The following is a 26,726-nucleotide window of genomic DNA, read 5'->3' on the forward strand; positions in this document are numbered from 1 at the left end:
CCTACAAAGGCGGCCATGCGAGGCACGGCCATGCTCACCCCCCGGATCCGCACCCTCGGCACCGCACTGCGCGAGGCCAGGGTCGACGCCCGTTTCGGACTGCGCGAACTCGCCCGGCGAGTCGGCACCAACCCTGCCCTGGTGTCGAACTGGGAGCTGGGACAACGGGTTCCCGCGCTGGAGGACGTCGCGGGCATCCTCGGCGCGCTCGGCGTCGTGGGTGCGGAGAAACAACGGATCCTGCAACTGGCGCGCGGCACCGCCGAACCGGGCTGGGTCGCCCGCGGCAAGCAATCCGACCCGGACCACCTCGGCGGGCTGCTCGCCTGCGAACGCGCCGCGACGTCCGTCGTCGAATGGCAACCGCTGCTGATCCCGGGACTGCTGCAGATCCCGGATTACGCGCGGGCGCTGTTCCTCGCCGACGGACTGCCGCTGAAGGAGGCGGAACGCCAGGCGGAGATCCGGATGATGCGCCGTCCGCTGGTGGTCGGCCCCGGCGCGATTCCGTGCGAGGTGCTGCTGGGCGAGGCAGCGTTGCGCAATCCGATCGGCGGGCCCGCGACCATGGCCCGGCAGCTGCGATTCCTCGCCGACTTGATGGCGACGTCGGCGAAGCTGTCGGTCCGCGTCGTACCCGCCGCCAGCGGCGGGCATCCGGGACTCGCCGGGCGGTTTTGCGTGTACTACGTGGAGGTCGGCGACCCGATCGTCTACTTCGAGCATCAGCACTCGGGGGCCTTCCTCCTCGACGAGGGGGACGACACCTACTGCGAGGTCGCGGACCGGATCCGCGATATCTCCCTGGACTCCCGCAAATCGGCCGCGTTCGTGCAGCACGTGGCGCAGGAGTTCAGGGAGATCGCGCAAGGGAAAAAGCCGGAGGGGCCTAGGAATATGTTCGGTTAGCCGGGACGTCGACCGCGATCCGGAGTTCGCTCTGCAGCAGGTTCTTCGACACCGCGAAACCGTGCCGCAGATAGGCCGGGATCGCGCGATCCGAGGAATGCACGGTCACCCGCTCCAGCCCGAATTCCGCGGCCAGCCGCAGTGTCGCCTCGATCAGCAGGCCGCCGACGCCGCTGTCGCGAGCTTCCGGCACGACGTACACGCATTGCACGTCGCCGCAAACCCGCGAAAAGTCGTGCGGCGTCGGGACTCTGGGGGTCAGCGCGAGAAACGCCATCCCGAGCACCTGCTCGTCCCGCACCGCGACCAGACAGCGATGCGTTTCGGCGTGCGCGCGAGCCCAGGCGACGAACTCGCGTACGAATGCGGTCCGATCGCGGTGCGGGAGGCCGTCCTGGTCCGCGACCCATCGCCAGCGCAACGCGGCGACGGCGGCGAGTTCGTCGTCGCGGGCCAGGCGGATCCCGGTGCGCGGCACAGCAGTCATTTCCGCTTTCTCGGCTGGCTGACGAAGGATGGACCCGGCCGGCCGGGGGAGGGTGCCGGCCGGGTCCGGGGTCCGTCAGGCGACCGCCGCGAGTTCCCGGGTTGGCGTGACCGAGCCGACGACCCGGTTGCGGCCGCTGTTCTTCGCCGCATACACCGCCGCGTCGGCCGCCGCCATCACTTCCTCGATGCTCGTGCCGTCCAGCGGGAACGCGGCCACCCCGATCGACGCGGTGCGGTTTTCGATCGAAACCGCTTCGCCTTCGTTCGTCTGCGTCGGGATCACCAGTTCGCTGATCCGCTGCCGGATCCGTTCCGCGGTCACGATCGCGTCTTCCTTCGACGTCGACGGCAGCAGCGCCACGAACTCCTCGCCGCCGAACCGGCCGACGAGGTCGTGTGCCCGCGTCTCCTGTTTCACCACGGCGGCAACGGCTTTGAGCACGTCGTCGCCCGCGAGGTGACCGAACGTGTCGTTGATCCGCTTGAAGTGGTCGAGGTCGATCATCAGCGCGCCGAAGCTGCCGTTCTCGCGCTCGGCACGGGAAATCTCGCGCTGCGCGCCGTCCTGCCACGTGGTGGCGTTGAGCAGCTGCGTCTTCTGGTCCGTGGTCGCGAGTTCCTCGAGCCGCTTGATCAGCATCGACCGCTGCAGCACGTACAGCGGCAGGATCACCAGCACCGACAGCAGCGGTTCGTGGCTCAGCACCATCACGAGCAGCCCGCCGACGCACAGGGTCGCCAGTTCCAGCAGGTTGTCGTCCATCGTGCCCAGGCACGATTCGGCCGTCGCCTTCGCCGGGTCGGTCAGGTACAGGCCGAGGCCGGTCAGCGCGGTGTTGACCAGGAAGTATCCGAGCGCGCCTGCCACCACGGTGGTGACGCTGCCGCCGTCGGTGAGATGTCCGGCCAGCGCGGCGCCGAAGCCGGACAGGATCATCGTGGTCGCGTTGGCCGCGACGCGGTGCGCCTCACCGGGGCGCGTGCCGTTCCAGCTGCGGAACGCCAGGTAGACGTAGATGATCACGCCCAGCGCGGCCACCAGCTGCGGCGGCACCAGCAGCGCCGCCGGAAGCAGCCACACCGACGTGACGGTGATGTGCGGGCCCTGGCTCAGCATCCGGCGCTGCCGCTCGATCTGCCGCGTGACCTCGGTCTGCGCGATCGCGAGTCCGGCGAGCATGCCGAGGATGCCGATCTGCTTGAGGCTGACCGGGAACACCAGCGCGCTCACCACGGTCAGCGCCGCGGTGACGGCCATGCTCGTCAGCGTGACCGCGACCCACTGCCGCGGCCTCGACCAGAGCGACCACCGGGAAACCGCAGCGCGCAGCCCCAGCCCAGAAAATTCCCCCAATGTGACCATTCTTCCCCCCGGGTCTTGCGCGGATCGACAGTGACACTCGCCTTACTCACAGTTTCAGACCGTTTGCCGCCTGTCCACAAGGGCCTTAGGTGTGTACATTTTTCCCGAACACGCCGGATGAAGGGTGACCAGCGATGCGCAGCAAGGAACAGTGACCGCGTAGCAGCACCGCAAGGTCGCGCAGGTCAGAGCCTCACGCGCGGGGCATGTCGGGGTAATCAGGCAGGCTCGGCGCGTGTGGCTTCCTTCGCGGACCCCTCTTCGGCCTGCCCGGAAACGGTGCGCTGCCACGCGATCGCGAGCGGAATCGTGATCAGCAAGCCGGCCAATCCGAAGATTCCGACCGTGGTCTGGGCGCTCACGTGGTCCGCGATGACGCCGCCAATCAACGGCGTCACGCCCATCGTCGTGGTCAATCCGGTGTTCGACAGCCCCATTGTCTGCGCCCGGCTCTCGTCCGGGACCGCGACCGTCAGCGAGGCAGTCGCCTGCAGCAGCGCGATCGTGCCGAAACCGCCGGAGATCACGAACAAAATCACCGAGACGACCGGGCCCGGCTGCAGGAAACAGAGCAACAGCGGGATCGCGGCGAGCGCGGTCATCGGGCCGATCAGCTTCGGCCGGATCCCGGCGGGCACCCAGCGGGTGTAGGCGAAGGTGAAGATCACGCTGCCCACCGGGTCGGCGGCGAGCAGGAAGCCGATCATTTCGGACCCGCCGCCCGAGGAAGCGACGTAGGGCGCGGCGATGCCCTCGTACACCGGCATCAGCCCGGCGAGCCAGGTGAAGATCATCAAGGACCGCAACGCGCTGGTCGCGAAGGCGACCCGGCCGCCTGCGCTCAGCGAGGACAAGAACGGCTTGCGCTTTTCCCCGCTCGCCGCCGCGGGGCGCGCCTTCAGTCCGAAGCGGAGGAAGAGCGCGGAGAGCACGAAGGTGCCCGCGTCGAGCACCAGGGCGAGACGAGCGTCCATCGTGAGCAGAAGCGCGCCGCCGCCGGCGAAGCCGAGCAGCTGCGCGGATTGGACCGTCATGCTCCGGATGCCCATGCCGACCACGAACCGGTCGCCTTCGAGCACCTGCGGCAACAACGCCAGCTGAGACGCCTTGAACGGCGGATTCAGCAGTGAAACACAGCCGACGAGCACGCATAGTGCCCAGAACGGCAATCCGGGAATGGCTACGCACAGAATCAGCACCGCGCGCGTGAGGTCGACGGCGACCATGACCGCCCGGCGCGGGAAACGGTCGGCGAATCCGGTGAGGAAGATGCCGCCCAGCAGCGACGGGAAGAACGTGAGCGCGTAGGTGAGACCGGTCAGCGTCGCCGAACCGGTGTTGGCGTAGACGAGGACGGACAACGCGACCCGGGCCAGCTGGTCACCGGCGATAGACAGCAGCTCGCCGAACCACATCGCGCGGAACTCGGCGACTCCGAACACCTCGCGGAAAGTGACCCGGTGTGGTGCTGTCGTCATGCGTGTTCTCCCCGCTGCTGTGCGCGGACGGTGCCGCACTAGTGACCAACGGGTGACCCTAGATCCTCCTGGTCACGGGTCGGTCACACGAAGTGAGTTGTCAAGCTCAGTGTCTCGTGACTGTTGGTGATTCTCTAGGTTCTTTCGCCGGTATCCGACAGGTCACGGTCAGTTCGCCACGTGTCCAGACGATAGCGCTCCGCACTCCCCGCTGGGGCCGGTTCGATCTTTGTGGTTTGTGCCACACCCGATGGGGTCGGCCGTCCGCAGAGTGGAACGGCCGCCGTCCGGCCACCCGGCCGCGTAGCTTCGCCCGGGTGACCGCTCTCCCGACGTTCACGCTCGCCATCGTGGGCGCCGGACCTCGCGGGGTCGGCGTCCTCGAACGGCTGTCCGCGAACGCCCCCGGCCTCCTCGGCGACCGGCGGATCGAAGTCCATCTCATCGACCCGTTCCCGCCCGGCCCCGGCCGCGTGTGGCGGTACGAGCAGTCGCCGCTGCTGCGGATGAACTCGATGCCCGAGGACGTCACCGTGTTCACCGACGACACCGTGCGGATCGACGGTCCGGTGCGGCCGGGTCCGTCGCTGATCGAGTGGGTGCGGCAGGTGCGCGCGGGCACGCTGGCCTATCCGGTGCCGGACGACGTCCGCGCCGAGTTCGAGACGCTCGCCTCCACGGATTTCCCGACGCGGCGGCTGCAAAGCCGATACCTGGAGTGGTTTTACCGCAAGGTGGTGGCCGAACTTCCGCCCGGCATCACGGTGGTCGAGCACCTCGCCACCGCCGAAAGCATCGACGACGACGAGACCGTGCGGCTTTCCGACGGCACCGCCGTGGCCGCCGACGCCGTGGTGCTGACTGTCGGCCACCTCGACGCGGTCCCCGACTCCCGCGAACGCGAACTGGAGGCGTTCGCCGAGCAGCACCAGCTGTCCTACTACCCCGCTGGCTATACCGCGGACGTCGACTACTCCGCGGTGCCCGCTGGAGAACCGGTGCTAGTGCGCGGTTTCGGGCTCGCGTTCGTGGACCTGATGCTGTTGCTGACCGAGGGGCGCGGCGGCCGATTCGAGGAACTGCCGTGCGGCGGCCTGCGTTACCACCCGAGCGGTGCCGAGCCGGTGCTGCACGTCGGTTCGCGGCGCGGGGTGCCGTATCACGCGAAGACCGGCTACCGGTTGCGCGGAAAACCCTTGCAGCTGCCCAGGTTCTTCGACCAGCGGGCGATCGAGGGATTGACCGGTCCGCTCGATTTCCGCGTAGATGTGTGGCCGCTCATCGCGAAGGAACTCGCCTGGGCGTATTACACCGAGCTGTTCACTGGGCATCCCGACCGCGTGCGGATGGATTTCGCGGTCTTCGCGGACAAATTCGCCGACCTGCCGTGGTTTTCGGCCGAAATGGCCGCGCTGATCGCGGACGCGGTGCCGGCTCGGGAAGACCGGCTCGACCTGGAGCGGCTGGACCGGCCGTTCGCTGGCCGCCGCTTCGATTCCGGCGAGGAATTCGGGAAAGCGGTGCGGAAATACATCGAGTCCGACCTCGCGCGCCGGGCGGACGTGCACCACAGTGCGGACCTCGGCGCGTTCATGGCGCTGCTGTCGGTGATCGGTCAACTGCCCGCGCTGCTCGCGACCGGACGGCTGACCGCCGCGTCGCAAGTGTCCGATATGGACGGTTGGTTCCATGGCTTTTTCTCTTACTACGCCAGCGGTCCGCCGCCGCGTCGGCTCGAGGAACTGCTCGCTCTCGAGGACGCTGGCGTCGTGTCGTTCCTCGGCGCGGACATCTCGATCGCTGCTGACGAGAAGGCCGGAACGTTCGTCGCGTCGAGCGCCAGCCACCCGGACACCGTCGCCGCGCGCACGTTGATCGAGGCGCGGCTGCCCGACGCGAGCGTCCCGCGCGTGTCCGACCCGCTGTTGCGCAGCCTGCGCGACGCTGGCGCGTTGGCTGAGGAAACCGTGCCGGATGTGGACGGTGCGACGTTGCCGTCCGGGCGAATTGCCACCACGCTCAACGACTTCCGGCTGGTCACTGTGGACGGAGCGGCACATCCGCGACGGTTCGCGGTGGGCCCGCACACGAGCGTCCGATCGGCCGGAGCCTTCACGCGGCCGCGCACGAACGCGATCTCGTTCCGGCAGAACGACGCGCTGGCAAGGGAAATCCTGCGACTGGCCAACCCCTGACCGCCAGCACCGCCGCCGGTTCGGTAACAGTGGACGGCGGCGGTGCCCGCGGTAGCCGGGATCGGGTCAGCAGCGGCCCAGCATGTCCGTCAGCGCGGACTTCTCCGCCGAATTCACGGTGAGCTTGAACTTGTACTTGACCGTCACCCACATCTTGGCGTAGGTGCACCAGTATCCGGTGGACGGCGGCTTCCACTGGTCCGGCGACTTGTCGCCCTTTTCCTGGTTCACGTTGTCGGTCACCGCGATCAGCTGCGGGTCGGACAGGTCGTTGGCGAAGGCCTGGCGCTGCGACTGGGTCCAGGACGAGGCTCCGGTGCGCCACGCGTCGGCGAGCGGCACGACGTGGTCGATGTCCACATCGGACGGAGAACTCCAGGTCGCGCCGTCGTACGGCGAGGTCCATTTGCCGGACGTCGGGTAGCAATCGGAGCCGACCTGGACGTTCGTGCCGTCGCGCTTGAGCACCATCTCGCGCGTGTTGCAGCTGTTGCCCTGGTCGATCCAGTGCGGGAATTTGTCGCGGCTGTAGCCGTCCTGCGAACCGTCCGGTTTCACCGTGAGGCCGGCGAGCTGGCTTTTCGCGGTGTCCGCCGACGGGATGCCGGGCGGCGTGGCGTCGGCGACGCCGACCGTGACCGAGCCGAGCAGCGCGACGCCGGCCAGGACGGTCAAGGAGTTGCGAACTGTACGTGTGGTCGGCATTTTGCTGCCTTCCTGGTCAGATGCGGGACTGATTCACCTTTGACCACGAAAGTGGCGTGCGCAACACCGTCAGGTGACAGGAAACCGACCTTCTGTAAACGGAAAGTCACCGAGAGTCCAAGTCCGGTTGAACCTCGGTCGGCGGGAGCGGGTCAGCCGCGGACCGCGCGAAGGTCGGCGGTATGCCGGTACCAGGTCCGCCGGGTGATCTCGCGTTCCTGCGGGACACCGTCGATGACCAGCGAAGACGTCGGCACGCAGCCGAGCTGGAAGGCGCGGCCGCGATAAGTCGAAGATCGTTTGAGGAGCTTGCCGCGGGTGATTCGGGCGGTCACGCCGGTGTCGTCCGGTGCGACCTCGATGCCGGAAACGAAGCCGTCGAAAGCCACCTGTTCGTCGCAATACGCCTGGCCCTTGACATCGCGCAGCCTCGCGTGCCCGAGGAGCACGCCGCCGGTGTCGTCGCGGACGAGGGAGATCTCGGCGTCCTCCCCCTTCCAGGCGAGCGCGAACGCCTCGTCCGGGTCCGAGGGCAGCCGCCAGCGCGCGGCGACGCGCGAGCCGGACTCGGTGGCCACGAAACCCACGGACACGCCCGGGAGAAGGTCGCGGCGCATGAGACGCACCACCACGGCGGCGAGGTCGGCGTCCGTGCCCAGCACGACGAGCCGGTCGTGTTCCCGCAGCAAGGGGTCGATTTCCGCCTTGCCGGGACGGGGCCCGGCGTGCACCAGCGGGACGTCGCCGAGCCGGGCGGGCAGATCCGCCGCGGCGCCGCAGGCCACCACTATTCCGCGCACTCCGGCGTCCTCCGTTAAAGTCATGCACCGGCATTTGCCAGCGCCACCCGTGCCCCCGTCCGGGGTCACTATTCCTATTGCCGAACACCTGGAGTGTCACATGCCGGCCATCGTGCTGATCGGTGCCCAGTGGGGGGACGAGGGCAAGGGCAAGGCCACCGACCTGCTCGGCGACCGCGTCCAGTGGGTCGTCCGCTACCAGGGCGGCAACAACGCGGGCCACACGGTCGTGCTGCCGAACGGCGAGAACTTCGCGCTGCACCTCATCCCGTCCGGGATCCTGACGCCGGGCGTGACGAACGTCATCGGCAACGGCGTGGTCATCGACCCGGGCGTGCTGCTGGACGAGCTGGCCGGTCTCGAGGAGCGCGACGTCGACACCAGCAAGCTGCTGATCTCGGCCGACGCGCACTTGATCATGCCCTACCACGTGGCGATCGACAAAGTCACCGAGCGCTACCTCGGCAGCCGCAAGATCGGCACCACCGGCCGCGGCATCGGGCCGTGCTACCAGGACAAGATCGCCCGCGTCGGCGTCCGCGTGCAGGACCTGCTGGACGAGAAGATCTTCCGGCAGAAGGTCGAGGCGGCACTGGAATTCAAGAACCAGGTGCTGGTCAAGGTCTACAACCGCAAGGCGCTCGACGCCGACCAGGTCGCCGACGAGGTGCTCGCGGCGGGCGAGAAGTTCGCGCACCGCATCGCCGACACGCGGCTGCAGCTGAACCAGGCGCTGGAGCGCGGCGAGACGGTGCTGCTGGAGGGCTCGCAGGGCACGCTGCTCGACGTGGATCACGGCACGTACCCGTTCGTCACGTCGTCGAACCCGACGTCCGGCGGCGCGAGCGCGGGGTCGGGCATCGGCCCGGGCCGCATCACGACGGTGCTGGGCATCCTGAAGGCGTACACGACCCGCGTCGGCTCCGGCCCGTTCCCGACCGAACTGGACGACGAGTCCGGCGAGTACCTGCGCAAGCAGGGCGGCGAATTCGGCGTCACCACCGGCCGCTCGCGGCGCACCGGCTGGTTCGACGCGGTGATCGCCCGCTACGCGGTGCGGGTCAACGGGATCACCGACTACTTCCTGACTAAGCTCGACGTGCTGTCCGGCCTGGAGAAGGTCCCGGTGTGCGTCGGTTACGAGGTGGACGGCTTCCGCACCTCGGACATGCCGATGACCCAGACCGACGTGCACCACGCGGTCCCGATCTACGAAGAGCTGCCGGGCTGGTTCGAGGACATCTCGCACTGCCGCACCTACGACGAACTGCCCGCCAACGCGCGCGCTTACGTCGAGCGGATCGAGGAGCTGTCCGGTGCCCGGGTCTCGGCGATCGGCGTCGGTCCCGGCCGCGAGCAGACGATCGTGCGGCACGAGTTCGCCTGAGCTTGTTGCGGCTGACGGCCGCGGTTCGATGAGAGCGGCATGACAGATGGTGCTGCCGGTGGGTCGGGTCGGTCTGGTGGGCCCAGCGGAATGGCAGATCGTGCCGCCGGTGGTTCGGATCGGTCTGGTCGGCCTAGCGGCGGGATAGATGGCGTCGCCGGTGGATCGGACTGGTCTGGTGGGCCCAGCGGAATGGCAGGTCGTGCTGCCGGTGATTCGGGCCGGTCTGGTCGGCCTAGCGGCGGGACAGATGGCGCTGCCGGTGAACCGGACCGGCCTGGCCAGCCTGTCCGGCCGGTCCGGGTGCAGAAGCTGCCGGAGCTGCGGTGGTGGTGGGTAGCCGCTGCCGCCGCGGTGACCGCGATCCTGATCGCCGCGGCCACCTGGCTGCTGGTGAGCCAGGTCGCGACAGCGCCGACGTCGGACGCGGCCAGGGCCGAACTGGACGCCATTCGCACGGCGCTGAGCCTCGCGGTCGGCACGGGCGGCGCGTTCGCGCTGTGGCTCGCGGCGCGGCGGCAGCGGTCGACGGAAATCCAGATCAAAGAAACCATCGCCGCCACCGCCGAGGACCAGCGTCACCGGGAGCGGGTCCAGCTCGCGACCGAGTTCGACCTGACCGAACGGCGGATCACCGAGCTGTACGCCAAGGCGGTCGAGCAGATCGGTTCGGACAAGGCACCGGTGCGGCTCGGCGGGTTGTACGCGCTCGAACGGCTGGCCAACGCGAATCCGACGCTTCGGCAGGCGGTCGTCAACGTCATCTGCGCGTATCTGCGGATGCCGTTTCCGGAACCGTCGTGGGATTACGAGCGGTCGAGAGCCGTTGAGATGAAGAACGGGCTGTCGGAGGCCGAGCGACAGGAACGCGAGGAGCTTCAGGTAAGGCTCGCGGTGCAGCAAATGCTGGCGGATCATCTCCGGGAGGCGGACGGCTCCCCGGAGAAGTGGGGCGTCCTCGATATCGACCTCAGCCGCGCGGTCTTGATCGACTTCCGGTTTGAGCATTGCGTCGTAGGCGAAGCGACCTTCCGCGGAGCCCAGTTCCTGGTGGTCGCCAGGTTCGACCAGACCGTCTTTCACCGAGAGGCGTGGTTCTACGAGGCCGACTTCGACCGGCTGGCGAGCTTCCGCGACGCGAGGTTTCTCGATCGAGCGGTCTTCACGAACACGCGATTCGGCTGGCATTTCTTGGCGAGCGGGGTGCGGTTCCTCGGCGGAGCCTGGTTTCTTCGCTCGAAATTCGGAGGAAGGTGCGATTTCAGCGGCGGGGAGTTCGAGCGATGCGCCGACTTCGACAAGCAGTCGGCGCTCACTGAGCCGAGCGACGGTTCGTTGTGGTGGACCGAGTTTCCCGACACCCGATTCAACTTCCAGGGCGCCAGGGCCGGGCAGCTGGATACCGAACCGACGCTGCCCGACCGGTGGAGCGTTTCCGCGGACGGGACGTTCGCCTATCGCGGCGAATTGGCTCCGTCGTGATCAGCGAACCGTTGTGCTGACCGGGGTTTGGTTGCGGAACAGGTCGAGCACCGGGCAGTGCTCGTCCACCGCGCGGCGGAGCTGTTCGTAGACCTCGGGTGCGGCCGGGCCGTCGAGTTCCACGGACACTCGCACGTCGCTGAAGCCGGGCCGGGTCGATTCGTCGAAGCCGAAGAAGCCGTGCAGGTCCAGGTCGCCGTCCACCTTCACGCGCACCCCGTCCAGCGGGATGCCGAGGCGCGCGGCCCAGAACTGGTACGTGATCACCTGGCAAGACCCGAGCGCGGCCAGCGCGTACTCGACCGGGTTCGCCGCCTGGTCGGTGCCGCCGAGCGCGGGCGGCTCGTCGACGGTGAACGCGTGGTCGCGCACCCGGACGTCCACCACCGTCGCGGTGTTCGCGACCAGCGCGTGGTCGACGCTGAACGACACCGCCGCGTTGTGCCGGTCCGTCCGCACGGCCTCGCGGGTGCCGTCGATGACGTCGGTCAGTGACATCGGTCCTCCTGGAATCGTCGGGCGTCCAGGGTGCGGGTCTGCCGGGGCGCCGGGCAGGGGCTCTCGTCGGCTGGGAACGCGGCTGACACAAAGCCGAGTGCTGGTTTCATCTAGTGGGAAACCGGTGGTGCGCCTGAATAATTGAAGACATGAGCGTCGGACTGAGCTTGCCCGCCCTCCCGCGGGAGCACATCACGGTGACCGAAGTCCTGGACCAGGCACGCGAGGCCGAGGAGGCGGGTGCGGCGTCGATTTGGTTCGCCCAGCTGCCCACGAGCCATGACGCGCTGGCGGTGTCCGCGCTGGCCGGGCAGGTGACCTCTCGCATCGAAATCGGCACCTCCGTCGTGCCGATTTACCCACGGCACCCGCTGGTGCTGGCCGCCGCGGCGCGAACGGCGAGCGAGGCGTCCGGCGGGCGGTTCGCGCTGGGCATCGGCCTCGGTGCGAAAAGCTTCCTCGAACCCGTCTATGGCACGCCGTATCCGCCGCCGGTGCGGCACCTGCGGGAGTACCTGACCGTCTTGCGGGCATTGTTCGCCGGGGAACAAGTCGACTTCACCGGCTCGACGGTGGAGGTGCATCTGTCGGAGCCAGCGCCGGCCGCGCCGATTTCGGTGCTTGTCGCCGCGATGGGGCCGCAGGCGTTGCGGGTCACCGGTGAACTGGCCGACGGCACCCTGCCGTACTTGGCCAGCCCGCGCGCTCTCTCGAACCTGATCGTGCCTGGGATCGGCCCCGGGAAGCGGGTAATCGCCGCCGTCCCGGCCGTGGTGACCAGCGACGTCGACGCGGTGCGCGAACTCGCGGCGAAAGAGCTTGATTTTTACGGTTCGATCCCGTCGTACCAGCGGGTGCTCGCTGCAGGCGGCGTCGAAAGCGCGACGGAGTTGGCGCTGATCGGCGACGAGGAGACGGTCGCAGCCGGCGTGCAGCGCTATTTCGACGCCGGCGCGACCGACGTGCTGCTCACCCAAACCGCCCTGCACACCGACGAGGACCGGCGGCGTACCTGGCGGCTGACGGGCGAGCTCAACTCAATCGGTTCGTAAGGGTTGTCGTTACGGACATTTCCTCCAGGTCGAGTTCGCGCAGCACCTTCTGCAGGACGTCGTCGTCGAGGCGGCCGGCGCGGTTCTCCTCGATCATCGCCGCGCGCTGGGTGATGAGGAGTTCCCGCCGTGCCTTGGCGAACTGCGCCTGCGGACTGTCGCGCCGCTCCTCGCCGGACAGTGTGATCGCGGCCTGCGCGAACCGGTAACGGGTGTCCACGACGCGTTCCAGCCGTTGTTCGAGCCGCTTCATCTTCTCCGGCTCGATGTCCATAGTGGACAGTTGGTCGCGCGCGAGCTCGCGCAGGCGTTCGTGCGCGGCCTTCTGCGCGACCTTGCGCGCGGCCAGCTCCTCGGCCTGGTCGCGAGCGTCCTCGTCCGGGTCCTGGACTTTGAGCAACCGGATCAACGGCGGCAGCGTGAGCCCTTGGATCAGCACGGTCCCGACCGCGACGGCGAACGCGAACAGCTGAATCTCGGCTCGCCCAGGCGTATCCGCGGGAACACCGGACGCGGCCGCGATGGTGACGACGCCCCGCATCCCGGTCCAGGAGATCACCGCGAGCGAACGCCACGCCGGCGGATCGTGCTTGGTGCGTCTGAGAAGTTGCAGTGACCGGGGCAGGTAACTGGACAGGAAAACGGCCGGGATCCGGACGAACATCGTCGCGAGCAACACGACGATCGCCGACACCGCGAGCGTCCAGTTGTCCCGAGCGGCATGCTGCGCCCCGTCGAGCACGAACGGCAGTTGCAGCGCCATCAACGCGAACACCAGCGCCTCGAGCATCACGTCGATCGACGCCCAGACAGACCGGTCCTGCACCCGCGTCGCCGGGGACGCCCGCAACGACCGGTGGCCGAGGAACAGCCCAGCCGTGACGACCGCCAGCACGCCGGACCCGCTGAACTCGGCCCCGAACGGATGCAGATGCTCCGCGGTGACGTACGCCGCGAACGGCACCACGATCCCGAACGCCGATTCGAGCAGCGGATCGTCCAGCCGCGTGCGGATCAGCTCGACGACCCCGCCGGCGACCAGCCCGACGAGAATGCCGACCACCGTCGCGACGGCGAAGACCGCGAACCCGTGCCCGAGCGACCCCGCCGTCCCGGCCACCGCCGCGAGCGCGACCTTGTACAGCGTCAGCGCGGCCGCGTCGTTGACCAGGCTCTCGCCGGTGAGCACCGTCATCACGCCCCGGGGCAGCCCGAGCCGCCGCCCGATCGCGACCGCCGTGACCGCGTCCGGCGGAGACACGACCGCCCCGAGCACCAGCGCCGAAGCCCACGGCAAATCCGGCAGCAGCAGGTGCACGACGAAGGCGATCACGAACGCGGTGGCCACCACGAGCAGCACGCCGAGCGTGATGATCGGCCGCAGATTCGCACGAAAGTGCGAGATCGAACTCTCCAGCGACGTCGAGTACAGCAACGGCGGCAGCACGACGGTCAAGATCAGCTCGGGCTCCAGCTCGACCCGCGGAACGCCGGGAATCAACGCGACCCCCAGCGCGACCACCACGATGAGCAGCGGCGCGGACAGGTTGAACCGCCGGGCGATCGCAGTCAGCCCCAGCGACCCGGCGAGCACGCCGACCAGCGTCAAGGTCTCCATGCTTCGCATCTTGACTCATGGCTCCGCCGAGGCACGGATGGTGTGGGTTCGTGTCGGGACTCCCTTCGGGTCGAGGTGGGATGGCTGGGGTCGTGGGGCGGGCGGTTCTTCGGAGGGCCGCGCGCGGCGGTCGCGGGTGGTGTGGTCATGGTCTGCCCGGGGCGGCGGCGGGCGCGCGACACCGTCCACGGGGGTGATCGCCGGGCCGGGCCGGGCCGAGGCGGTGGTGGTTGGCGGACCGTGCCGGGATAGTCGCAGCGCGGCATCCGGGCGAGTCCGTGGGCGCGCGAGGCGATCACGGGAATCAACACGGAAGCGGCACCGACCTGGGTCTCGGGGGCGGACGCGGGCTCCGGTCAGCCACCCGCCAGCGAAACGAGGCCGGACCATACGAGACCGGGCGGAGAACGCCCGGCCGTCTCGAAAACCCGCGGGGCTAACCCAGTTCCTTCAATTCCTTTTCCACCGCGGCAAGTTCCTCCGCCGACCCCTGCACCTTCGGGCCGGTGAACCATTTCCGTGCCGACAGGACCCACCACAGCGCCGCCCCGCCGAGGACGACCAGGAAGGCGATCGGCGTGTAGTTGAACGTGTCGACCGTGATGGGACTGGCTTGGGGCAGCATGAAGAGCACGAAGATCACCACGACCCACGCCGTCGCGACGATGCCGATCGGTTTGCCCCAGCGGCCCAGGTTCCACGGGCCCTTCTCGAAGCTGTCGCCGCGGCGGACGCGGAGGAAGACCGGGATCACGTAGGCGACGTACAGGCCCACCGTCGCGATCGAGGTGACTGCTGCGTAAGCCGTCGCGCTCCACAGGTACGGCAGCGCCAGCACCAGTGCACCGCCCGCTGCCAGCCACACTGCGTTGGTCGGGGTTTGGGTTCGTTTGTTGATGCTGTGCCAGATCTTCGAGCCCGGGATCGCGCCGTCGCGGGCGAAGGCGTAGATCATCCGGGAGTTCGCGGTCACCGATGCCATGCCGCAGAACAACTGTGCGCCGATGCAGATCAGGAGCAGGAATTTGCCGGTCACCGCGCCGGTCGCGTCGATGAAGATCTGTGCGGGCGGGACGCCGGTGGCCGAGTTGACGGCTCCGTCGTAGTCCTGGATCGCGAACGTCAGGCCGATCAACAGGATCCAGCCCGCGACCAGCGACACGAGAATCGAGTTGATGATCCCGCGCGGTCCCGCTTTCGCCGCGTTCTTGGTTTCCTCCGTCATGTGCGCCGAGGCGTCGTAGCCGGTGAGCGTGTACTGCGCCAGCAGCAAACCCAGCAAGAAGACGTACGGCGCGGAACCCCAGCCGGTCTGGTTCACGAAGCTGCCGAACACGAACGACGCTTCCTGATGTTTCGCCGGCACGAACACCAGCACGCCCACGATCACCAGCACGCCCAGCAGATGCCACCACACGCTCACGCTGTTCAGCACCGCCACCACTCGCACGCCGAAGGTGTTCAGCACCCCGTGCACGACGAGAATGATGGCCAGCAACAGAATCGTGTGCCCCGGCGTCGCGCTGAAGCCCCACTGCAGGTCGAGGAACGCGTTGAGGAAGAGCGCGGCTCCAAAGTCGATGCCGGCGGTGACCGCGATCTGCCCGATCAGGTTGAACCAGCCGGTGAACCACGACCACGCCGGACCGTTGCGGGTCGCCAGTTTCGCCGCCCAGTAATACAGCCCGCCCGCGGTCGGATAGCTCGAGCACACCTCCGCCATGCCCAGCCCGACCAGCACCACGAACAGCCCGACCAGCGGCCAGCCCCAGATCATCGCCGCCGGGCCGCCGGTCTTCATGCCGAAGCCGTACAGGGTGAGGCAGCCGGACAGGATGGAGATGATCGTGAACGACACGGCGAAGTTCGAGAACGCCGACATCGTGCGTTTGAGTTCCTGCGCGTAGCCGAGCGCGTGCAGGCGAGCGCTGTCTTCGTCGGGTTGGCCGGTCTGCTGGTCGGAGACATCCATCGGGCACCCACCTGAAAGGTATGCGGACAGACCATTGAGAGTGCGCAGAAGTTAGCCCTCTCCGTTCGCGGGTGTCAAGGTTTCGCTGGTGGCTGGAAGGAAGCTCCTCCGAACGGCGCAGGGCGGCTCGGAGCTGGGTGATCAACATGGCTCCAGTATCTCGAACGAATGTTCGAGAGCGCATCACTCGAACCGGTCGTCTCCGGCATCAAATGCGTCGGCAACGGCCGACGCTCAGGCACCCGCCCCCAGAACCCACAACCGTCACCCAAGTCCTGACGCAGTTCGCTGCCGCGATGTAGAGAACGACGCGGCGGCTCCGTCTCCAAGGCGAGAAGCACCGTCCGCACCGGAAAGGACCACCGCCATGGCTGTCGCCGCAGACCTCGACCGCGCTACTGACTCCCAGTGGGACTGGGTTGCCGAGCAGACCCGGGCATACCTGGCCTCGAACGGCGCGGAAGGCCACGAATCCGACGGGCTCCGCATGCTCGTGCTCGCCACCACCGGACGCAAGACCGGCGTGCCCCGGCGCACCTGCCTGATCTACGGCACTTCCGGCGACGAATTCGTGGTCGTCGCTTCCAAGGGCGGCGCCGACGAGGACCCGGAGTGGTTCAAGAACATCGTGGCGGAACCGAGCGTCGGCGTGCAGGTCGGCGCGCGCCGGTTGACCGCGCGCGCTCGCGTCGCGTCTCCGGAAGAGCGCGAGGTGCTCTGGCCGCAGATGGCGCGCGTTTTCCCGCTGTACGACGAGTACGCGCAGAAAACCGACCGCGTGATCCCGATCGTTCTGCTCGCTCCGCAAGGCGGACACGAAACGGCCCGCCGGTGACGGGGCACCGGCGGGCCGGAAAGAACTAAAGGAAAACTCAGCGACCGACGAAGTCCCGCACCGATTCCAGTGCGGTGTCCGGCTGGTCGGCGAAGAATCCGTCGACCCCGGCCTTCAGGAACGCCGCTTCCTCCGCGAACACGTTGCCGTACGCGCTCGGGCTGGCCGACGAGCGCAGGTTCGCCGGGAGGAACGGGTTTTCGTTGCGGAAGGTGTAGGGCTGCACCTCGAGCCCGGCGCGGTGCGCGTCGGCGATCAGCGTGGTCGGCTTGCCGAGGTTGTCCTGCGCGTCCCGCGGGATGATCTGGCCCTTCTCCGGGCCGAGGTACTTCGCGTACTTGGCGATCTCGCGCAGGCCGGCGGGCGTCACCAGGTCCGCGTACGTGCGCTTGTCGCCCTTCGCGACGAAGTCCGCCGGAGCGCCCTTCGCCTCGGTCAGCTGCAGCAGCGGCACTCGCACCTGCTTGCTCAGCGCCTGCAGGTTCGACACCTCGAACGACTGGATGATCACCGGCGCGTTCGGCCGGTTCAGGCCGTTGCGGTTGAGGATCGACACCAGCTTCGGTTCCGTCGGGTTGCCGATCGAGCTGAAGTACGTCGAGTGCTTGACCTCCGGGTAGGTGCCCAGCGTCCGGTGCAGCTCGTGGCCGAGCCGCCGGGTCAGGTCGAGCACCTCCTGGTAGGTGGCGATCCGGTAGCGGCCGTCGTAGAGCTGGTTGTTCGGCCGGTTCTGCGGGATCCGCTCCTTGGCGTAGAGCGTCTTCAGCTCGGCGAGGGTGAAGTCCTCGGTGAACCAGCCGGTCATCTTGGTTCCGTCGATGACCTTCGTGGTCTTGCGCGAGGCGAACTCCGGATGGGCCGCGACGTCGGTGGTGCCGCCGATCTCCGGCTCGTGCCGCGCGACGAGCTGGCCGTCCTTGGTCGGCACCAGGTCGACGTCGACGTAGTCCACGCCCATCCGGTAGGCGAGTTCGTACGACGCGAGCGTGTGCTCCGGGCGGTAGCCGGGCGCGCCCCGGTGTCCGACGATCACCGGATCATCGTGCCGGGGACCGTGCGCGGCCGCACCCGCGGCCGTCTCCTCGCTCGCGGCGGCCGGGCCGATCGCGAGACCCGCGACGCCGAGCAGGGCCAGGCCGGACAGGGCGAGCACGCCGAGGCGTTTGCGCTTCATGGGGGGACCTTTCTCTACCGGGGCGATCCGCAGCTCGCCACGACTACCGCGTCACCCTCACCGCCGCAAGCGTCGCGCGCACGGCACCAGCCGGACGGGCGGTTGACAACCGGGTAAACGGTGGATGGCACCCGAATCCGGACACCGGGTGACCGGCGCCGGATCAGTCGCGCACCTGGTCCGGAGGGGGTCGCGGACGGCGCGCTGCCGCGGCGCGACACGCACCGTTACGCTGTCCGGCGTGCGCGTACTGGTAATCGGCTCCGGCGCCCGGGAGCATGCACTCGTCCTCGCGGTGGCAGGCGACCCCGCGGTCACGGCGCTCGCTTGCGCCCCCGGCAACGCCGGCACGACTGCGGTCGCGGAGCAGCTCGGGGTCGAGCTCGCCGAGCCCGAGGCCGTCGCGGCCCTGGCCAAGGAGTGGAAGGCCGACCTCGTCGTGATCGGGCCGGAGGTGCCGCTTGTCGCGGGCGTCGCCGACGCGGTGCGCGAAGCCGGCATCGCCTGCTTCGGACCTTCTGCCGCGGCCGCGCGCATCGAGGGGTCGAAGGCGTTCGCGAAGGACGTCATGGCGGCCGCGAAGGTGCCGACGGCCCGCAGTGAAGTCGTCGACACCCCCGCGCGTCTCGACGCCGCGCTTCAGCGCTTCGGGCCCACCTGGGTCGTGAAGGACGACGGCCTCGCCGCTGGCAAGGGCGTGGTCGTGACGCAGGACATCGAGGTCGCGCGCAAGCACGCCTTGATGCTGCTCGACGGCGGACACCCGGTCCTCCTGGAGTCCTTTTTGGACGGCCCGGAGGCCTCGCTGTTCTGCTTCGTCGACGGCCGCACCGTGGTGCCGATGCTGCCCGCGCAGGACTTCAAGCGCGTCGGCGACGGCGACACCGGCCCGAACACCGGCGGCATGGGTGCGTACGCACCCCTCCCGTGGGCACCCGAAGGCCTGGTGGACGACGTCGTCGCGCGGATCGTGCAGCCGGTGGTGGACGAACTCGCCGACCGGGGCAGCCCGTTCTCCGGCCTGCTCTACGCCGGCCTCGCGCTCACCTCGGAAGGCCCGCAGGTGATCGAGTTCAACTGCCGTTTCGGCGACCCCGAGACGCAGGTAGTGCTCGCGCTGCTGCGTACGTCGCTGGCGACGGTGCTGAACGCGACGGCTACCGGGAAGCTGGCTGAGCTGCCGCCGTTGGAGTGGTCGAACGGGGCCGCGGTCACCGTGGTGATCGCCGCGGACGGGTACCCCGGCAAGCCGCGCACTGGCGACGTCATCACTGGCGGGGAGATCGAAGGCGTGCTTCACGCGGGTACGCGGCGTCGCGACGACGGTGCGGTTATCTCGGCTGGCGGGCGCGTGCTGTCCGTCGTCGGCACCGGCAAGTCGCTCAAGGCGGCGCGTAAGCACGCGTACGAGACTGTCGAGCGCGTACACCTCGCTGGCTCGCACCATCGCACCGATATCGCACTGCGCGCGGCCAACGGGGAAGTAAGCGCTCCCGCCTGAGCAGCTTCTCCACGAAGTTCGCCTCGGGTTCACGCGCCGGTTGGTAGCCTCGAAACGGGTCCGTACGGTCACCGTCCGTATCACGGGAGGGGTTAGCGCATGCCGGGAAGCACACCGCTCACCGACCTGGCTTCGTCGGTACCGGCAGCGCCGGGCGTGGCGGACATCGTGGTCGAGCCGGCGAAACTGCTCGAGGTCGCGCGGGTGGTCGACGAGCAGGTCAGCGCGCTCGAAGACAAGCTCCTCACGCGGCTGGGCGAGCTGCGCGTCGACACTCCTTCGTCGGACACGGTGAGCGTCAACGCGATGGCCGCGTGGAACACCGTGGTCGCGGAAGGTGATCAGTCGTACGCCGCGCAGGTGCGTGCGTACGTCGCCAATCTGCACAAGCTTGTCGGACAGCTGCGCGAAGCAGCGAAGACGTACGAGGCCAGCGACGCGGACAAGGCAGCGGCGTTCGGGGACCGCGGTGCGCACGGCATCCACTAAGCCGCTCATCGCCGTTGTCGCGGTGCTCGGGGTCGCAGGCTGCTCGTCAGGTGCGCAAGGCACCGCGTACCCCGTACAGCCCGCGATGAGTTCCTTGGCGCAGCAGACGAAAGCGGCCGCGTTGCCGCAGCGGCCGTCGGATTTGCCGATCGCCGGGACCGATCCGTGCGACTTGCTCGGGCAAGCGCAGCTCGACCTGCTGAAGGTGACGAGCGTGCCGCGCAAGGCCGCGGAGTCGAAGGACGGGCCGACCTGCGTGTTCGATTCGGACAAGACCGAACCATTCCACGCGCTGCACCTGCGGATCGTCAACGCGGACGTGCGGGAATGGCTCACCGGCTCTCGGCGCAAGAACAGCATGACCACCGCGACTACCAGCGTCGAGGGTTATCCGGCGATCACCAGCTACCGCGCCGCGGGCACGCCCGCGGACTGCGAGGTGCTCGTCGGCGTCGCGGCGGGACAGACCATGGCGGCACAGGAGTTCGCGGTCACCGCGGGCGCGTTCAGCCAGCCGCAGTTGTGCGAAATCGCCACCCAGGCCGCCGGCCTGGCCGTGCAGGGCCTGAAGAACCGGACCTAGGGAGGGCGCGTGGAGATCTCCGAACTCGCGGGCAGGATCCGCGACCACCGTTTCGACGGCTGGACCGACACCGCCATCGCCGACGAGATCGAGAAGTTCGGCACCGGCGACGGAATCGCCAGTATCGCCGCCGCGGTCGAGGCGCTGCGCGAAATCGCCACCGCGCTCGCGAGCACCGACCACGCGCTGCGCGACCAGCTGGCGAAGCTCGGCGTCGAATGGCAGAGCCAGGCGGGCGGGCAGGCCGGGCAGGTGCTGTCGGACCAGGCGGGCTTCTCGCAGGACGCGATGCAGAAGGTCGCGCACACCGCGGAAATGCTGTTCGCCCAAGGAGAAGCGTTCAACCGCACCAAGTACAAGCTGCCCGACCCGGCCGCGGTGCGCAAAGGCGCGGAGAGCCTGACGCTCATCGATTCGGTGGCGAGCTTCCTCGGTTTCGAGACCGATCACGCGGCCCAGGTGCAGGCCGCGGACAACGCGCGCGGCCAGGCGGTCGAGGCGTTGAACGCCTATGCCCAGCAGAGCGGGGAAAACCTGCTGTCCACCGAGCCGCTGAGCCAGCCGCAGTCGCTCACGATGGTCCAGCCGGGCAGCGGGCCGAGCCCGGTCGACCGCGCGGCCGCGGCCGTCGAGGTGACCCCGGACGGCCAGGTGCGTCCCGCTGCGGCGTCGGTGAAATCGCAGTACGTTCCCCCGCCGCCGCCTCCTTCGGCCCCGCCGGTGGATCCGCCGACCCCCGCGTACGGCACGGCTTCGCAGGCACCGGCTCCTCGGCCGGCCGCGCCGGTGGTCGCGGCCAGTTACGCGCCGCCGCCTCCTCCGCCGCAGGGGTGGCAGAAGGGACCGGCACCGCACGGCAGCGCGCCTCGGTCGGTCGGTTCGACCAACGGACCGGGAATCCCTAGCGGGCCAAGCACTTCGAGCGGACCCGCCGCGGGTGGGTCTCGGGTTCCGGGCGCGGTTCGGCCCGGGGAACCGGGCACGTTCCTGCCGGCTGGACCGCGGGGCACCGACAGCGGATCTGGTGGTCCGGCTGGTCGCGGAGCTGTGGGAAGTTCCGAAAGTCTTGGCGGCGCAAGCGGATCCGGTCGTTCCACGCCTGGTCCGGGCGGTGGCGGCAACCCCGGTGGTGGTCACGAAAACCAAGCGCTGCAACGAGGTCGGCTGGTCGGCAGCGTCCCGCAGGCGCCGCCCGCGCCGGTGGCCGAAACCTCCGGCACCGCCCCGGTCCCGCGTGGAGGAGGAGCGTCGCCCGGCGAAATCGGGGCAGGCGCTGCCGCCTTGGGCGCGGGAGTGGCCGGTGGCGCGCTTTCCGGCGACCGGGAACGGCAGGGCCGCGCGCAAGACGGTCAGCAGAAGGGCTTGGTCCGGCCGTTGCCGGTGGACGAGCTTCCCGAGGAAGAAGCCGTCGCACTGCGGAAGGCCGAGCAGATCGCGCCGAAATCGGGTGGCGGAGACGCCAAGTACCTCTCCGAAGCCGCTCCGCAGGAAGGCGACGACGAGCACGTGCGCCGCTTCGGCGTCGACGACAAGGACCTGTTCGCCGACGGCCGGATGGTGACGCGCGACGTCCTCGGCGACGGCACGGGAGACGTGCGCCGGCCGTGAACCTGGTACTGACCGCCCTCGAATTCGATGTGCTGTGGGAATCGCTGGACCTGGGCGGGCGCCCGGCCGCGCTCGCGGTCCCGTCGCCGGGCCGCACGCACACCGAACGGGCCGAGCTGATCGAGTCCGTGTGGGATTCGCTGGCACAGCGCCGGCTGGCGCGCGGCCGCCGTCCTTCCGGGACAGTGCTCGATCAGCTGCATTTGCTGGCGAGCCCGCGGGAGGCGGTGGACGTCTGGGTGTGGGCGGACCGGGAAATCCACGGCCGCGCGGTGAGCCGGGGCAGCCAGGCCGTGCTCGCGGTGATCGACCGGGACGAGGTGTGGCTGATTCCCGCCGACGCCACCGCGCTCGCCGAGGCCGTGGTGTCGGTGGCCGGATCGCTGGACCCGGGCGTCGGCCAGTCGGTCTCGGTGCCGCACCGCACGCTCGTCGCTGCCGACGCGGCTGCCGCTGGCGACCCGAAGACGCTGGTCACCGCCCTGGAAGACCGGGGCGTGGCGTTGTGGGAAGCGCAGGAACTGGCGGGCATGCTGATGGGACAGGCCGCGCGCGGCCAGTTCTGCGCGGAACGGGTGCTGCGAGACGGGACGGTGCGCCGGTCGCCGCACGTGGCGGCGTTTTACGACACCGATTCCGGGCGGTATCTCTTCCAGCTGACCGACGATTCGGACGGGCATACCTGGGCGACGGTGAGCCCGGCGGACAACGCGATGCTGGCGGAGCGGGTGCGGGAGTTGCAGGCCGCGATTTGATGCCTTGGGGCAGACCGTTTTCTCCCGTTTTGCCCCGGCTCTAACCCGGTTCGGGGGTTCGCGGCCGGAAGTCGGACAGAACTGCACACGGCACGCGCGCGAAGTCTTAGAGTAAGCGGGGGAACCGAACCGGTCAGGGGAACGTCTGAGCTGGTCGGGAAGCGAGTGTCGCGAAGGGGATGACGAACGGTGCCTGTCTACGACCCGGATTCCATGGCTATCGCCGCCAGGAACGTGGAGAAGCTGAAGGACGAGTTCGAAAAGTCCAAGAAGCACCTCACCGGCGTTGACGACGAGCCGGAAAGCCCGTTCGGCACGATGGGCGGCTCCAAGGACGTGCACGGCGCGGTCGGCACGTTCAAGCAGGGCGTGCACAGCGAGTTCGACGCGGCCGGGAAGCTGATGGAGGCGACCAGCTTCATTCTCAAGAAGGCCGCCGGGCTGATCCAGGAGACCGACCAGGTCCACAAGACCGACCTGACCGTTCACGAAGACCGCTGAGCAGGCACGAGGGGGCTGGAGCATGGCGCTGATCGACTACCCGCCGAACTGGAATGGCATTGTCGAAAAGGCCAAGAAGGTCGACAAGATCAACCCGGACGCGATCAACCGGGCGGGGCAGCAGTTCACCGAGGCCGCGAAGCGGGCGGGCGACCACAGCCAAGAACTGAAATCGTCCACCGATTCTTTGGCCGGCGGGGTGTGGGAAGGTCCGGCGGCGGACGCCTTCGTCGACTACGTCCGGCAGATCACCACGGCGGGTGCCAAGGTGCAGGGGCATCTTGACGAGGTCGGCAAGGACCTGACCCAGCTGTCGAGCGACCTCGGCGGGATCAAGAGCAAGGTCACCGAGGCCTTCAACACCGCCAAGACGCGGATCGACAACCGCATCAAGGAAGAGTCGGACAAAGCACAGAAGGCGCAGGCCGCCGAGGCGGAGTACGCCAAGTCGGACAAGAAGGGCCCGGCGCCCAGTCCGACGTCGCAGTCCATCATCGACAAGGCGAACCAGGACAACCAGACCGACGCCACCAATGCCGAACAGGCCATCGACCCGCTGCTGAAGCAGGCCGACGACATGGTCAAGAAGTCGCAGGACCTGATGAAGACCCAGATCGAGGGCGGCTACTCGAAGGTCCCGCTCCCGAACTCGGACGGCACCATCCCGCAGAGCACCGGCGGCCTGCACACCGGACACGGCGGCGGTGGCGGCGGAGGCGGGCACCACGGCGGCGGTGGCGGGGGCGCCAGCGGTGGCGGCGGCGGTCTCGGTCCGAGCGGCGGTCCGCCGTCCTCGCCTCCGCCCGGCAACGTTCAGCAGTGGATCCAGGAAGCGATCAAGGCACTGCAGGCCGCGGGCGTGAACGTGACCGACGCGGACATCAAGAACATCTGGGCGATCATCCAGCACGAGTCCGGCGGCAATCCGAACGCGATCAACAACTGGGATTCGAACGCCGCGGCCGGGCATCCGTCCAAGGGGCTGATGCAGTGCATCGACTCGACGTTCAACGCGCACAAGCTGCCCGGGCACGACAACATCTACAACCCGGTCGACAACATCATCGCCGGCGTGCGGTACTCGATCGACCGGTACGGCTCGCTCGGCAACGTGCCGGGCATCCAGGCGATGGCGCACGGCGGCGCGTACCGCGGTTACTGACGGCACGCCCGGCACGCGGTCCCGCCGGTTAGCCTGGCCGCATGGTCGACATCGGTGCTTTCGGCGGGCCCGCGCTGCGGGCAGGCGTGCCTCCTTTCCACGTGATGGACGTGCTGTCCGCGGCGCAGGCCCGGCAGCGCAGCCACGGCGACCTGATTTCGCTGGCCGCCGGGCAGCCGTCGGTGCCCGCTCCGGCTGCGGTGCTCAACGCCGCTCAGGAAGCGCTCAAGGCGCACACCCTCGGCTACACCGAACAGCTCGGCATTCCTGAGCTGCGCGAAGCCGTCGCCGGGCATTACCGGCGCACCTATGACATCGACGTGACCGCGTCCGACGTCGTCCTGACCACCGGCTCGTCCGGCGGGTTCCTGCTGTCGTTCCTGAGCGCGTTCGACCCGGGCGCGCGGGTCGCGATGGCCCGCCCGGGTTACCCGGCGTACCGGAATCTGCTGAACGTCCTCGGCTGCGAGGTCGTGGAGTTCGCGACCACGGCCGAGACGAATTTCCAGCCGACCGTCGAGCAGCTGGACCAGCTCGGGCCGATCGACGGGCTGATCGTCGCGAGTCCCAGCAACCCCACCGGAACCGTGCTGCCGCCGGGCGAGCTGGCGGCGATCTCCGGCTGGTGCGCGTCGCACGGCGTGCAGCTGATCAGCGACGAGATCTACCACGGGATTTCGTACGGCAAGCAGCTCGATTGCGCTTGGCAGTACGGCCGGGAAGCGCTGGTGCTCGGGTCGTTCTCGAAGTACTTCGCGATGACCGGCTGGCGGCTCGGCTGGATGCTGGTGCCGCAGCGGCTGCACCGCGCGGTCGACGTCCTCACCGGCAACTTCACCATCTGCCCGCCCGCGGTTTCGCAGTACGCGGCGGTCGCGGCGTTCACCCCGGAGTCGTACGCCGAAGCGGACGCGCACGTCGAGCATTACCGGCGCAACCGCGACCTGCTCTTCGCCGGCCTGCGCGAGATCGGCCTCGGCAAACTCGCCCCGGCCGACGGCGCGTTCTACGCCTACGCCGACGTCTCCGACCACACCACCGACAGCCTGAGCTGGTGCCAGCGGCTGCTCGCCGACACCGGCCTGGCGATCACCCCGGGCATCGACTTCGACCCGGTCGACGGCGGCCGCTACGTGCGGTTTTCCTTCGCGGGCGCGACCGAGGACGTGACCGAGGGGCTGCGTCGGCTCGGTGGCTGGCTGGGGTGAAACCGGTCAGGGGGAACCCCGAGCTTTCCCTGAACGTTGGCCCGAATGAGAGAGTTTCCGACGCACGGATGGCACGCTGGAGGGCACCGGGCCGACGTGGCGCGGAAACGGCATCGGAGGAGCCATGTTCTGGAAGATCGTCGGAGCGCTCGTCGTGGCCTGGATCGCCTTCATGGTGATCGGGTCCGTGATCGGCTTCCTGTTCAAGGCCGTGCTGTGGATCGGCATCATCGGCGGGGTGCTGTTCCTGGGCACCGCGGCCTACGGGGCGATCACCGGCAAGAAGCAGTCGAAGCGGATCACCCGCTGACCGGCGCCGAACCATCCTGAGCAGACGACGGCTCCCGCACCGGGAAAGTGCGGGAGCCGTTCGCGGTTCAGGCCAGTGCCGCTCGGGCGGCCTCGGCGCCGTCCCACAGGTGGGCTCGGATTCCGACCGCGCGGGCGCCGTCGATGTTGACCTGGCGGTCGTCGAAGAACAGGCACTCGTCCGGCGACGCACCCAGTTTGTCCAGCAGCAGCTGGAAAATCTCGGCATCCGGCTTCGCGACCTTCACGTCGCCGGAGAACAGCGTGTGCTTGAACAGCTTCGACCATTCCTGTTCGCGCACCCAGACGCCGAACGCCGACGGCGCGTTCGACAGCAGCGCGAGCGAGGCTCCGGCGTCGGAGAGCGATTGCAGCAGGTCCAGCGAGCCCGGCGCGAGCTGTCCCCATCCGGCGACGTCGAGTGCGGTCAGCTCGGCCGACAGCGCGTCGTCCACCTGCACGCCCACCTGGTCGCCGATCGACGTCCAGTACTCCAGGTCGGTGCAGCCGCGGTCGTACGCGTCGCGCACGCTCCAGTACACCGGCTCGAACGTCTCGGGCGAGACGCCCATGGCGGCGGCCAGCTTCGGCACCGCGGCGGTGCGGTGGCTGAGCACCTCGCCGTAGTCGAACACGATCCAGTTGGTCACCCG

25 protein-coding genes are annotated in these 26,726 nt (G+C 68.8%); 15 read left to right on the forward strand and 10 right to left on the reverse strand.

Going from position 1 to position 26,726, the window contains the following annotated elements; genetic code table 11:
• Window positions 1–15 precede the first annotated feature (15 nt).
• Window positions 16–909, forward strand: a complete 894-nt coding sequence (locus F9C11_RS08190) for a helix-turn-helix domain-containing protein (RefSeq protein WP_409184285.1) — start codon at window positions 16–18, stop codon at window positions 907–909.
• Here the strand turns inward: F9C11_RS08190 and F9C11_RS08195 are convergent.
• The 3 genes from F9C11_RS08195 to F9C11_RS08205 all read right to left on the reverse strand — a co-directional run bounded on the left by F9C11_RS08195 (window position 890) and on the right by F9C11_RS08205 (window position 4,239).
• Window positions 890–1,396 (reverse strand): GNAT family N-acetyltransferase, encoded by a 507-nt coding sequence (locus tag F9C11_RS08195; RefSeq protein ID WP_409184286.1) that lies wholly within the window; start codon window positions 1,394–1,396, stop codon window positions 890–892. The genes F9C11_RS08190 and F9C11_RS08195 overlap by 20 nt on opposite strands.
• 75 nt (window positions 1,397–1,471) lie before the next feature.
• The gene (locus tag F9C11_RS08200; protein WP_409184287.1) at window positions 1,472–2,656 is read right to left on the reverse strand and encodes a GGDEF domain-containing protein; all 1,185 of its coding nucleotides are present in this window, start codon (window positions 2,654–2,656) and stop codon (window positions 1,472–1,474) included.
• A 323-nt stretch (window positions 2,657–2,979) separates the two neighbouring features.
• Entirely contained in the window at window positions 2,980–4,239 is a 1,260-nt protein-coding gene (locus F9C11_RS08205) for an MFS transporter (protein ID WP_409184288.1), read from the reverse strand.
• A gap of 317 nt (window positions 4,240–4,556) precedes the next feature.
• Between F9C11_RS08205 and F9C11_RS08210 the strand changes: the two genes are divergently transcribed.
• A complete protein-coding gene (locus F9C11_RS08210) occupies window positions 4,557–6,434 on the forward strand; it encodes an FAD/NAD(P)-binding protein (RefSeq protein WP_409184289.1) in 1,878 nt (625 codons plus the stop codon).
• A 66-nt stretch (window positions 6,435–6,500) separates the two neighbouring features.
• Here F9C11_RS08210 and F9C11_RS08215 read toward each other — a convergent pair whose 3' ends face one another.
• Together F9C11_RS08215 and F9C11_RS08220 are read right to left on the reverse strand one after the other, a co-directional pair.
• Window positions 6,501–7,139, reverse strand: a complete 639-nt coding sequence (locus tag F9C11_RS08215; protein ID WP_409184290.1) for an HNH endonuclease family protein — start codon at window positions 7,137–7,139, stop codon at window positions 6,501–6,503.
• Window positions 7,140–7,291: 152 nt separating this feature from the next.
• The gene (locus F9C11_RS08220) at window positions 7,292–7,963 is read right to left on the reverse strand and encodes a hypothetical protein (RefSeq protein WP_409184291.1); all 672 of its coding nucleotides are present in this window, start codon (window positions 7,961–7,963) and stop codon (window positions 7,292–7,294) included.
• A gap of 76 nt (window positions 7,964–8,039) precedes the next feature.
• Here F9C11_RS08220 and F9C11_RS08225 point away from each other — a divergent pair, with 76 nt between their 5' ends.
• Both F9C11_RS08225 and F9C11_RS08230 read left to right on the forward strand, forming a co-directional pair.
• Entirely contained in the window at window positions 8,040–9,326 is a 1,287-nt protein-coding gene (locus tag F9C11_RS08225; protein ID WP_009084870.1) for an adenylosuccinate synthase, read from the forward strand.
• A gap of 303 nt (window positions 9,327–9,629) precedes the next feature.
• Window positions 9,630–10,808 (forward strand): pentapeptide repeat-containing protein, encoded by a 1,179-nt coding sequence (locus F9C11_RS08230; protein ID WP_409184292.1) that lies wholly within the window; start codon window positions 9,630–9,632, stop codon window positions 10,806–10,808.
• On the opposite strand, the gene F9C11_RS08235 is transcribed toward F9C11_RS08230, so the two are convergent.
• Entirely contained in the window at window positions 10,809–11,306 is a 498-nt protein-coding gene (locus tag F9C11_RS08235; RefSeq protein WP_409184293.1) for an OsmC family protein, read from the reverse strand.
• 149 nt (window positions 11,307–11,455) lie between these two features.
• On the opposite strand from F9C11_RS08235, the gene F9C11_RS08240 reads away from it, so the two are divergent.
• A complete protein-coding gene (locus F9C11_RS08240; RefSeq protein ID WP_409184294.1) occupies window positions 11,456–12,358 on the forward strand; it encodes a TIGR03564 family F420-dependent LLM class oxidoreductase in 903 nt (300 codons plus the stop codon).
• On the opposite strand, the gene F9C11_RS08245 is transcribed toward F9C11_RS08240, so the two are convergent.
• Window positions 12,339–13,976 carry a Na+/H+ antiporter gene (locus tag F9C11_RS08245; protein ID WP_409184295.1) on the reverse strand — a complete coding sequence of 546 codons (1,638 nt, stop codon included), beginning with the start codon at window positions 13,974–13,976 and terminating at the stop codon, window positions 12,339–12,341. The genes F9C11_RS08240 and F9C11_RS08245 overlap by 20 nt on opposite strands.
• Before the next feature lie 436 nt (window positions 13,977–14,412).
• On the reverse strand, window positions 14,413–15,948 hold the full coding sequence (locus tag F9C11_RS08250) for an amino acid permease (protein WP_409184296.1): 1,536 nt from the start codon (window positions 15,946–15,948) through the stop codon (window positions 14,413–14,415).
• A 367-nt stretch (window positions 15,949–16,315) separates the two neighbouring features.
• Between F9C11_RS08250 and F9C11_RS08255 the strand changes: the two genes are divergently transcribed.
• On the forward strand, window positions 16,316–16,783 hold the full coding sequence (locus F9C11_RS08255) for a nitroreductase family deazaflavin-dependent oxidoreductase (RefSeq protein ID WP_409184297.1): 468 nt from the start codon (window positions 16,316–16,318) through the stop codon (window positions 16,781–16,783).
• Window positions 16,784–16,820: 37 nt separating this feature from the next.
• On the opposite strand, the gene F9C11_RS08260 is transcribed toward F9C11_RS08255, so the two are convergent.
• A complete protein-coding gene (locus F9C11_RS08260) occupies window positions 16,821–17,957 on the reverse strand; it encodes a glycerophosphodiester phosphodiesterase (protein WP_409184298.1) in 1,137 nt (378 codons plus the stop codon).
• 241 nt (window positions 17,958–18,198) lie between these two features.
• Here F9C11_RS08260 and purD point away from each other — a divergent pair, with 241 nt between their 5' ends.
• The 9 genes from purD to F9C11_RS08305 all read left to right on the forward strand — a co-directional run bounded on the left by purD (window position 18,199) and on the right by F9C11_RS08305 (window position 26,074).
• The gene (gene purD / locus F9C11_RS08265) at window positions 18,199–19,458 is read left to right on the forward strand and encodes a phosphoribosylamine--glycine ligase (RefSeq protein ID WP_409184299.1); all 1,260 of its coding nucleotides are present in this window, start codon (window positions 18,199–18,201) and stop codon (window positions 19,456–19,458) included.
• A 99-nt stretch (window positions 19,459–19,557) separates the two neighbouring features.
• A complete protein-coding gene (locus F9C11_RS08270) occupies window positions 19,558–19,947 on the forward strand; it encodes a PE domain-containing protein (protein WP_037354127.1) in 390 nt (129 codons plus the stop codon).
• Complete coding sequence (locus tag F9C11_RS08275; protein WP_409184300.1) at window positions 19,928–20,530, forward strand: DUF3558 domain-containing protein; 603 nt, start codon at window positions 19,928–19,930, stop codon at window positions 20,528–20,530. The genes F9C11_RS08270 and F9C11_RS08275 overlap by 20 nt, the downstream gene beginning before the upstream one ends.
• Window positions 20,531–20,539: 9 nt before the next feature.
• Complete coding sequence (locus F9C11_RS08280) at window positions 20,540–22,138, forward strand: hypothetical protein (RefSeq protein ID WP_409184301.1); 1,599 nt, start codon at window positions 20,540–20,542, stop codon at window positions 22,136–22,138.
• The gene (locus tag F9C11_RS08285; protein ID WP_409184302.1) at window positions 22,135–22,893 is read left to right on the forward strand and encodes an ESX secretion-associated protein EspG; all 759 of its coding nucleotides are present in this window, start codon (window positions 22,135–22,137) and stop codon (window positions 22,891–22,893) included. The genes F9C11_RS08280 and F9C11_RS08285 overlap by 4 nt, the downstream gene beginning before the upstream one ends.
• 189 nt (window positions 22,894–23,082) lie before the next feature.
• Complete coding sequence (locus F9C11_RS08290; RefSeq protein ID WP_067577414.1) at window positions 23,083–23,394, forward strand: hypothetical protein; 312 nt, start codon at window positions 23,083–23,085, stop codon at window positions 23,392–23,394.
• Window positions 23,395–23,416: 22 nt separating this feature from the next.
• Window positions 23,417–24,556, forward strand: a complete 1,140-nt coding sequence (locus F9C11_RS08295) for a transglycosylase SLT domain-containing protein (RefSeq protein ID WP_409184303.1) — start codon at window positions 23,417–23,419, stop codon at window positions 24,554–24,556.
• Window positions 24,557–24,597: 41 nt separating this feature from the next.
• Window positions 24,598–25,764, forward strand: coding sequence for a pyridoxal phosphate-dependent aminotransferase (locus F9C11_RS08300; protein ID WP_409184304.1), 1,167 nt, complete (start codon window positions 24,598–24,600; stop codon window positions 25,762–25,764).
• 124 nt (window positions 25,765–25,888) lie between these two features.
• Window positions 25,889–26,074: a hypothetical protein gene (locus F9C11_RS08305; protein ID WP_409184305.1), complete on the forward strand. Its 186-nt coding sequence runs from the start codon at window positions 25,889–25,891 to the stop codon at window positions 26,072–26,074.
• A 67-nt stretch (window positions 26,075–26,141) separates the two neighbouring features.
• Here F9C11_RS08305 and F9C11_RS08310 read toward each other — a convergent pair whose 3' ends face one another.
• Window positions 26,142–26,723 (reverse strand): HAD family hydrolase, encoded by a 582-nt coding sequence (locus tag F9C11_RS08310; RefSeq protein ID WP_409184306.1) that lies wholly within the window; start codon window positions 26,721–26,723, stop codon window positions 26,142–26,144.
• Between the last annotated feature and the right edge of the window lie 3 nt (window positions 26,724–26,726).

Origin of the sequence: Amycolatopsis sp. VS8301801F10 (assembly GCF_046195355.1) — a bacterium.
GTDB lineage: Bacteria > Actinomycetota > Actinomycetes > Mycobacteriales > Pseudonocardiaceae > Amycolatopsis.

Coding starts and splice junctions, on each gene's coding strand:
- F9C11_RS08215 (WP_409184290.1), bottom strand. CDS start 7,139: ATGCCGACCACACGTACAGTTCGCAACTCCTTGACCGTCCTGGCCGGC.
- F9C11_RS08220 (WP_409184291.1), bottom strand. CDS start 7,963: ATGACTTTAACGGAGGACGCCGGAGTGCGCGGAATAGTGGTGGCCTGC.
- F9C11_RS08250 (WP_409184296.1), bottom strand. CDS start 15,948: ATGGATGTCTCCGACCAGCAGACCGGCCAACCCGACGAAGACAGCGCT.
- F9C11_RS08300 (WP_409184304.1), top strand. CDS start 24,598: ATGGTCGACATCGGTGCTTTCGGCGGGCCCGCGCTGCGGGCAGGCGTG.
- F9C11_RS08245 (WP_409184295.1), bottom strand. CDS start 13,976: ATGGAGACCTTGACGCTGGTCGGCGTGCTCGCCGGGTCGCTGGGGCTG.
- F9C11_RS08305 (WP_409184305.1), top strand. CDS start 25,889: ATGTTCTGGAAGATCGTCGGAGCGCTCGTCGTGGCCTGGATCGCCTTC.
- F9C11_RS08295 (WP_409184303.1), top strand. CDS start 23,417: ATGGCGCTGATCGACTACCCGCCGAACTGGAATGGCATTGTCGAAAAG.
- F9C11_RS08200 (WP_409184287.1), bottom strand. CDS start 2,656: ATGGCCGTCACCGCGGCGCTGACCGTGGTGAGCGCGCTGGTGTTCCCG.
- F9C11_RS08255 (WP_409184297.1), top strand. CDS start 16,316: ATGGCTGTCGCCGCAGACCTCGACCGCGCTACTGACTCCCAGTGGGAC.
- F9C11_RS08190 (WP_409184285.1), top strand. CDS start 16: ATGCGAGGCACGGCCATGCTCACCCCCCGGATCCGCACCCTCGGCACC.
- F9C11_RS08195 (WP_409184286.1), bottom strand. CDS start 1,396: ATGACTGCTGTGCCGCGCACCGGGATCCGCCTGGCCCGCGACGACGAA.
- F9C11_RS08260 (WP_409184298.1), bottom strand. CDS start 17,957: ATGAAGCGCAAACGCCTCGGCGTGCTCGCCCTGTCCGGCCTGGCCCTG.
- F9C11_RS08205 (WP_409184288.1), bottom strand. CDS start 4,239: ATGACGACAGCACCACACCGGGTCACTTTCCGCGAGGTGTTCGGAGTC.
- F9C11_RS08270 (WP_037354127.1), top strand. CDS start 19,558: ATGCCGGGAAGCACACCGCTCACCGACCTGGCTTCGTCGGTACCGGCA.
- F9C11_RS08240 (WP_409184294.1), top strand. CDS start 11,456: ATGAGCGTCGGACTGAGCTTGCCCGCCCTCCCGCGGGAGCACATCACG.
- F9C11_RS08225 (WP_009084870.1), top strand. CDS start 8,040: ATGCCGGCCATCGTGCTGATCGGTGCCCAGTGGGGGGACGAGGGCAAG.
- F9C11_RS08235 (WP_409184293.1), bottom strand. CDS start 11,306: ATGTCACTGACCGACGTCATCGACGGCACCCGCGAGGCCGTGCGGACG.